At 28.1% G+C, this 8,340-nt stretch carries 8 protein-coding genes; all 8 read right to left on the minus strand.

What is annotated here, in order from left to right; translation table 11 throughout:
* Positions 1-403: 403 nt before the first annotated feature.
* Positions 404-556, minus strand: a complete 153-nt coding sequence (locus KGF50_RS18700) for a FeoB-associated Cys-rich membrane protein (RefSeq protein WP_227849462.1) — start codon at positions 554-556, stop codon at positions 404-406.
* 25 nt (positions 557-581) lie between these two features.
* Positions 582-2,738, minus strand: a complete 2,157-nt coding sequence (gene feoB / locus KGF50_RS18705; protein WP_227849463.1) for a ferrous iron transport protein B — start codon at positions 2,736-2,738, stop codon at positions 582-584.
* Positions 2,739-2,836: 98 nt separating this feature from the next.
* A complete protein-coding gene (locus KGF50_RS18710; protein WP_227432844.1) occupies positions 2,837-3,058 on the minus strand; it encodes a FeoA family protein in 222 nt (73 codons plus the stop codon).
* Positions 3,059-3,070: 12 nt separating this feature from the next.
* Complete coding sequence (locus KGF50_RS18715; RefSeq protein ID WP_227849464.1) at positions 3,071-3,280, minus strand: FeoA family protein; 210 nt, start codon at positions 3,278-3,280, stop codon at positions 3,071-3,073.
* 514 nt (positions 3,281-3,794) lie between these two features.
* A complete protein-coding gene (locus tag KGF50_RS18720) occupies positions 3,795-4,403 on the minus strand; it encodes a dienelactone hydrolase family protein (protein ID WP_227849465.1) in 609 nt (202 codons plus the stop codon).
* A gap of 164 nt (positions 4,404-4,567) precedes the next feature.
* A complete protein-coding gene (locus tag KGF50_RS18725; protein WP_107594844.1) occupies positions 4,568-5,113 on the minus strand; it encodes an NADH peroxidase in 546 nt (181 codons plus the stop codon).
* Positions 5,114-5,230: 117 nt separating this feature from the next.
* Positions 5,231-7,054 carry an ABC transporter ATP-binding protein gene (locus tag KGF50_RS18730; RefSeq protein ID WP_227849466.1) on the minus strand — a complete coding sequence of 608 codons (1,824 nt, stop codon included), beginning with the start codon at positions 7,052-7,054 and terminating at the stop codon, positions 5,231-5,233.
* Between the two features lie 12 nt (positions 7,055-7,066).
* The coding region (locus tag KGF50_RS18735) for an ABC transporter ATP-binding protein (RefSeq protein WP_227849467.1) at positions 7,067-8,340 on the minus strand (1,274 nt) is incomplete at its 5' end.

Genomic DNA, 8,340 nt, shown 5'->3' on the forward strand with positions numbered 1-8,340 from the left:
TATTTCTAGGCTTGGCGACCAAATTTCCATTATTAAGCACTTAGGATTTAACCATATGCCATCTCTACACTTGTTATAATTTCTCACCATCATAAAGGTTTCTGATTCTATCCTTTATTGTGGTAGTAGAGCTTTAGGATTTACTGGTTTTAAAGTGGTGTCCTATGCAGATTTCTCTACATACGCAGTATAGTTTATATTTTTATAATTCTTTTATAAAGTTTTATAAACTATTTGTTACTGTATTTAGCAATAATCCCTCCTAATCATATATTTGTCTATAATTATACAGTAAAAATATAATATAGTCTAATTGACTTCAAATGTGAAATTTATTATTTATATAAAAAATAAGAACCTGATAATAAAGTAATTTAAACTTTTTATCAGGCCCTTATTTTATCTATTTTTTAGTATCATGGCAACTCTTACTGCTTGAGCATCCTGAACAACCACATCCACAACTACTGCCATTCTTTTTTTTGTTATTAACCATATGCATCACAGCCAATGCCATTAATACTACTACAATAGCTGCTATAACAAATGTAGCCATAATTATCACTCCTTATTTATATGAACTAATTTTTCATATAGCTCAAATTACCAATTTTATCTTTTTTTATTGTTCTATTTGAATAAGTTAAAACTCCAAATACTACTGCTATTGCTATAACTATAGATATTATTGCCCCAGCAATACTTCCACCAGTTCCTAAAAGTACACTTCCAACTTGATTGATAAGAAGAGCAACTATATAAGCTGTTGAAGTTTGGAACCCTAATGTAATCCATGTCCATTTCCATGAACCCATTTCTCTTTTTATAGCACCAATAGCTGCAAAACAAGGTGCGCAAAGCATATTAAATGCCATAAATGAAAATGCGCTAACTACTGTAAACATACTTGCAACTGAACCAAGAAGTGTTGGATCTTGTTCTGTCGCATCTGATATACCAAATAAAACTCCAAATGTTCCAACTACATTTTCTTTTGCTACTAGACCTGTCACTGTTGCTACTGATGATTGCCAGTTTCCAAATCCAAGAGGTGCAAATATTGGTGCAACTATATTTCCTAAGGTAGCTAATATACTATCTCCAGCATCTACCATTTGTAGTGACCAGTTGAATGATTGTAAGAACCATATTACTCCACAAGCAACAAATATAATTGTACCCGCTTTGATTATAAATGCTTTTCCTCTATCCCACATATGAATTAAAACACCTTTTGCACTAGGAATATGATATTGAGGTAATTCCATAACAAATGGAGATGGTTCTCCAACAAATAAAGCAGTTCTCTTTAACATAATTCCACAAATAATTATCATTGCAATTCCTAAGAAATACATTGATGGAGCTACCCATGAAGCCCCTCCAAATAATGCTCCTGCAAATAATGCTATTATTGGAATCTTAGCTCCACATGGAATAAATGTAGTTAACATGATAGTCATTTTTCTGTCTCTGTCATTTTCTATAGTACGAGTTGACATAACACCTGGAACTCCACAACCTGAACTTATAAGCATAGGTATAAATGACTTTCCTGAAAGACCAAATTTACGGAATATTCTATCCATTATAAAGGCCACACGTGACATGTATCCACAATCTTCAAGTATTGATAATAGTAAAAATAAAAGCATGATTTGTGGTACAAATCCTAATACAGCTCCAACTCCACCAATTAAGCCATCAACTACAAGGCCTTGTAACCAATCAGCTACATTTACAGAAGCTAGGAAATTACTTACATTACCTTGAATAATTTCTCCAAACAATACATCATTTGTCCAATCAGTTGCTATAGTACCTAATGAACTTACTGCTATGTAGTAAACTCCCCACATTATAAGTGCAAAAATAGGTAGTGCTAATATACGATTTGTTACAATCTTATCTATTTTATCTGATACAGTTTCTTTACCTTTTCTATTTTTCTTTATTATGCTTGAAATTATTGAACTAATAAATTCATAACGATTTGCTGTGATTATACTTTCACTATCATCATCCAATTCATCTTCACAACTTCTAGTTATTTCCTCTATATCACTTAATATTCCTTTAGAAATATCAAGCTTTTGTATAACATTTTCATCTCTTTCAAATAATTTTATAGCTAACCAACGTGTTTCCATATCTATATATGGAGTTTTTTCCTCTATTATTTTTTCGATTTTTTCTATTGCTCCTTTGCTTTCATCAACAAAAGGTAACTTAAAATCTAATTTATTGTTACTACTTGCAATTTCAATTGCTTTTTGAGCAGCTTCCATAATTCCTTGCCCTTTAACAGCTGTTACTTCTACTACAGGGCAACCTATAACCTCTGATAATTTTTTAATATTTATCTTATCTCCATTTTTCTTAACAACGTCCATCATGTTAAGAGCTATAACAGTAGGTATACCTAATTCCAAAACCTGAGTTGTTAAATATAAATTTCTCTCTATATTTGATGCATCTACAATATTTATTACTGCATCTGGTTTATCATCAAGCATAAAATTACGTGTAACAACTTCCTCTAATGTATATGGTGATAGAGAATAAATTCCTGGTAAATCTACTATTTCTACATCTTTATTTCCTTTTAATTTTCCACCTTTTTTTTCAACTGTTACTCCTGGCCAGTTACCAACATATTGTGATGAACCTGTAAGTCCATTAAACATTGTTGTCTTGCCACAATTAGGATTTCCTATGAGACCTATTTTTATTGACATTTCCATTCCCTCCATTAATATTTAGATACATGATTATTTTTGATACAGAAAATCATTCTCATTATATAATTGCATTAACCCTACTATAATTAAATTTATTATTCCACAATAATTTTTTCTGCATCTGATTTACGAATTGATAGTTCATAATCTCTAACTGTAATTTCAATTGGGTCTCCAAGAGGAGCTACTTTTCTCACAAATACATCAACACCCCTTGTAATCCCCATATCCATTATACGTCTTCGTGTGGCTCCTTCTCCTTCTAATTTTTTAACTTTTACAGTTTCCCCACACTTAATATCCTTTAGCTTGTTCATATTACTACCTCCCTATATTATTATCCTACTTGCCATTTTTTTATCTAATGCAATTCTAGTATCTTTTACATCTATTATTAAATTGCCATCTATCTTAGAAATTATTTTAACACTTGTTCCTACTACAAATCCTATACTATTTAAAAATGTTCTTGTCTTATCACTTCCTGAAATCTTCTTTATAACTACTTCTTCTCCTATATTTGATAATACTAATGGCATACGATATTCCTCCTCATACTAATTTAAATTTATATGTAGGCTTTTCCTTCTATTTAAATTTTAGTATCTTATTTTTAAGTTATGACTCATTAAAATGATTACCTATTTTTTCCTTCTTTTTACAATTCTTAATTTTGATTTAAGTCTATCATAATAGTATGAATTTTGCAAGTGATTATTGTATTCTTTTGATTTTTTTTCTCAATTAAGTTTCTTCCTCATACAAATCTCATTCATTTTAACATAATTCTATAAAATAAAGATGCTTTTATATAGTATCTTTGACTATCTAAAAGCATCTTTATTTTTCATCTATTTTATATTTATTTATATATTTAATTCTTCTTTAGAAATATTTTTTTATTATTACTTTCATCTTTTTCTGTAAAAAATGCTCTATCTAGTTTTAAAATATAAACATACAAATATATTTTGACACACTTTCTTTTTCTATGCATGAATGTGTGACAAACAAAAAAATTTTAAATTCTCTTATAAATAATTATAGTCCCTATTAACTTGAATGTTTAGATAGAAACTCCATTTGTTGAAGATTAAATGTTTGTGTATGAGTATTAGAATAATTTTTTGAATATGTATCAATAAAACCATGATTTGCCTCTGCGATTTCAATTTGAATATTTTGTTTTTTAGCTAGTTGAGAGGCAACAAAATCAACATCAAATGAATCGTATTTTGCAAATACTAATAAAGCAGGACATTTTGGAATTACATCCATATAATCTCTAATTCGAGAACCATAACAACAAATTATACCATCACATAGTGAACCTTCACTGCATCTCCATGCAATTGTTGCACCTATACTATACCCAATAACGAATACATGCTTATATTTCAATTTTAAATCATTTATAAGTTTTTCTACTTTTTCATAAATATTAAATCCTACATTACCTATAAAAAAATTATATGCTTCTTGAGCTTTTGAATAAGAAAAAACTCTCCTGCTACCCAAAAGTTCAGGACAAAATACATCATATCCATCTTGATAGTATTTTTGACAAATATCCTTTATAAAGTTGTTAATACCATAAATTTCATGTAGCACTACAATAGCTATCTTACTTTTATGTGTATACTTAATCAGTTTATCCACCACCTTTATTAAATAGTCAATATTTTTATATTTAGTTTAATGTATTCCTATATGTATGTCAATTTACTGTTTTAGAATTTAAATTACTTAAAAAGGAGTATTTCACTCATAGTCTTTAAAAACCATGAATGAAATACTCCTAAAAATTCACTTAATTTATATTAAATTTATTTTCCAAAATATCTATTTAATAATCCTAAGAATGCTTTACCATGTCTAGCTTCATCTTTACACATTTCATGTACTGTATCATGTATAGCATCTAATCCTAATTCTTTAGCTTTTTTAGCTAATTTTAATTTTCCATCAGTTGCACCATACTCAGCGTCAACTCTAACTCTTAAGTTCTCTTTTGTATCTGCAACTACAACTTCTCCAAGAAGTTCTGCAAACTTAGCAGCATGTTCTGCTTCTTCAAAAGCTATTCTCTTGTATGCTTCTCCTACTTCTGGATATCCTTCTCTATCAGCTTGTCTACTCATTGCTAAATACATTCCTACTTCTGTACACTCACCAACAAAGTTAGCTCTTAATCCTTCGATTACTTCCTCATCTACACCTTGAGCTACTCCTATTCTGTGCTCATCAGCCCAATTCTTTTCGCCTTTCATTTCTTCAAACTTATCAGCTCCAACTTTACATACTGGACATTGTGCTGGTGCAGCATCCCCTTCATGTATATATCCACATACTGTACAAACAAATTTTTTCATAATTAATTTCCTCCTAATATTTTATATATCAAATTTAATTTTTTATTTTCTAAGTTAGTCTATATATACCCGTGTCATATACCTTTAAACAATTTTTTAAAATTTATTTATTATTTTTTAATTTCTCTTTGTCAGTAGTATATTTCTGTAATAATGACCTTTGAGTTTTATTAGTTCTTTATGATTTCCAGATTCTACAATTCGTCCATTTTCTAAAACTATTATATTGTCACAATTTGATATAGTACTTAGTCTATGAGCTATAATTATACTTGTCTTTCCATAAGTCACATTATTTATTGCATCTTGAATCTTAGCTTCAGTTGCTATATCTATATTACTTGTAGCTTCATCCAAAATAAGTATTGGTGCATTTTTTAATACCGCCCTAGCAATACTAATTAGTTGTTTTTGCCCCTCGCTTAAATCCTCACCCCTATCTGATAAAACAGTTTCATATCCTTCACGCATTTTAATTATAAACTTGTGTGAATTTGCTATTTTACTAGCAGATATAACCTGTTCATCAGTTGCTATTAGATTTCCATACCTTATATTTTCCATAACAGTGTCATTAAATATATAACTTTCTTGTGGAACTACTCCAAAATAATTTCTTAAACAATTCCTATCAATTGAATAGATATCATTCCCACCTAAAAGTATCTTCCCTTTTTCTATTTGATAGAAATTTGTAATCAGATTTATAATTGTCGTTTTTCCACTACCGGTTTCCCCTATTATAGCATTTGATGTACCAGATTTGATTTTTAAGTTTATATCACTTAAAATATTCTTTTTTGAGTCATAGGAAAAACTTACATCTTTAAATTCAATATCACCATTTATAAAAGAATTTTTTAAATCATTATTTTTATTGTTATAAATGTCACTTTTAGTGCTACTATTTATTTGCGCTTCTTCTTGCTCATCCATAATTTCAAAGACTCTTTCACATCCTGCTACAGCTGAAAGCAATGTATTAAATAAGTTGGCTAATTCATTTAAAGGTCTTGTAAATTGTCTTACATAACTTAAAAAACTCGCTATAACGCCTATAGTTATAACGTCTTTAGATGCAAGTACTCCACCTATAATACATATAATTGCAAATCCTATATTACTAATTACATTCATAATAGGCATTAAAAGAGATGTATAAATTTGTGATTTAAGTGAAATACTTAAAAGCCTATCATTAATTTCTTTGAAATCACCTACAGATTTTTTCTCATAATTAAAAGCTTTTACTACATTTATATTTGATATCATTTCCTCAATATGAGAATTTAACTTTCCTAATTCCACTTGTTGTTGCTTAAAAAAAACTCTAGTCCTCTTTGCAATAAAATTGCTTAGAAACATCACTAATGGTATTAATACAATACTGCAAAAAGTTAAAATAGGACTTAATATAAACATCATAATGAAGGTTAACAATATGTTTAAAATTCCTGTAATCAATTGTATTAATGAAGTCGAAATACCTGTACTAATATTATCAACATCATTTGTTACTCTACTCATAATATCTCCAGTGGGACTTTTATCAAAGAAAGTTATTGGTAAATCTCTAAATTTTAGAAATAGATTACTTCTCATCTCTCTAACTATACTTTGAGATAATCTAGCTGTAAATATACCTTTGGACAGCTTAACTGAAAATTCAATTATATAAAATAAAAGTAAAATAAGTATTCCTTTTAAAAAAATAGACTTTGAATATATATCAATATTTATTATGTCAACTACTTTTCCAAGAGTATATGGTATTATAGTTGATATAATTGAATCAATTATTACTAGTAAAAAAATCAATCTAGTAATTTTTTTATCTTTTTTAAAGTACATAAAAACTCTTTTAAATGTTTTTTTAAAATCTTTAGGCTTTGCTTTTTTCTTTAGTCTACTCACCTTTTGATTTCCAGTACTCAAATTCAATACACTTCCTCCTTAATTTACATCTTCATTTACTAGATTTTGCAACTCAAAAATCTTTTTATAAGTTGGAGAACTAACCAGTAAATCTTCATGTGCAGCAAATCCAACCACCTCTCCCTCATCTAAAACTAAAATCTTATCACAGCCAATTATAGAACTAATTTTTTGTGAAATAGTTATAATAGTACATTTCTTGTTTTTATTTTCTCTTAAATTATTTATATAGTCTTTTATATTTTTCCTTATAATTGTCTCTGTATTGATGTCCATTGCACTAAAACAATCATCAAGAATTAATATTTGTGGTTTTTTTGCTATAGCTCTAGCTATTGTAACTCTTTGCCTTTGTCCTCCTGATAGGTTTTTACCCCTTTGAAACAAAACTTCATCATAAGAATTTTCAAGTTTTGTTATAAATTGATTTGCATTTGCTATTTCGCATGCTTTTACAACATCTTCTTTACTTATATCTTTATTTCCCATAATTATATTTTCTGATATACTCTTTCCGAACACACTGCTATTTTGAAAAACTACACCTATTTTTTCTCTTAAACTTTCTTTAGATATACTGTATATGCTATGCTCTCCAATCTTAATATCTCCTCTATCAACTATATATAGTTTTTGGATTAAATTGATTAAAGAAGTTTTTCCTGAACCAGTTTGACCAATCACGCCAATATTTTGCCCTTCTTTTATTTTAAAAGATATATCTTTTAATATCTTCTCATCTATATTTTTATTATATGAAAAGTCTACATTTTCAAAAATTATGTCACCATTTATAAATTCTAATTCTCTTTCTTTAGCATCTAAATCAGTATTTTTGATAATCACTTCTTCATTCTCATCAATCAAGACTTCACTTATTCTTTCATAAGAAGCTTTTGCTCTCACAAAAACATTAAAAACATGTGAAATCATTATAAGTGATGTTAGTATTCTGGTCATGTAGTTTACATAGGCAACTATAATTCCAATTTTAATTTCTCCAGAATAAATTAAATATCTTCCAATCAGTAATATTATTATTATAGCAACATTAATAATTATTGTAATTGTCGGTCTAAAAAATGACATCATCGTTGTAGCTTTTCTACTATTTTGAAAAAGTTCATTATTTAATTCTTCAAAACGTTTATTCTCATAATCATACCTACAAAATAATTTAACTACCTTTATTCCACCTAAAAACTGTCTCAATTTTGAGTTTATCTTATCTGTACTTTCTTGTACTTTTTTAAATAACTTATATCCAATCTTCATATTAAACAATATTATAA

This window comes from Clostridioides sp. ZZV15-6598 (genome assembly GCF_020657705.1).
GTDB lineage: Bacteria > Bacillota > Clostridia > Peptostreptococcales > Peptostreptococcaceae > Clostridioides > Clostridioides difficile_F.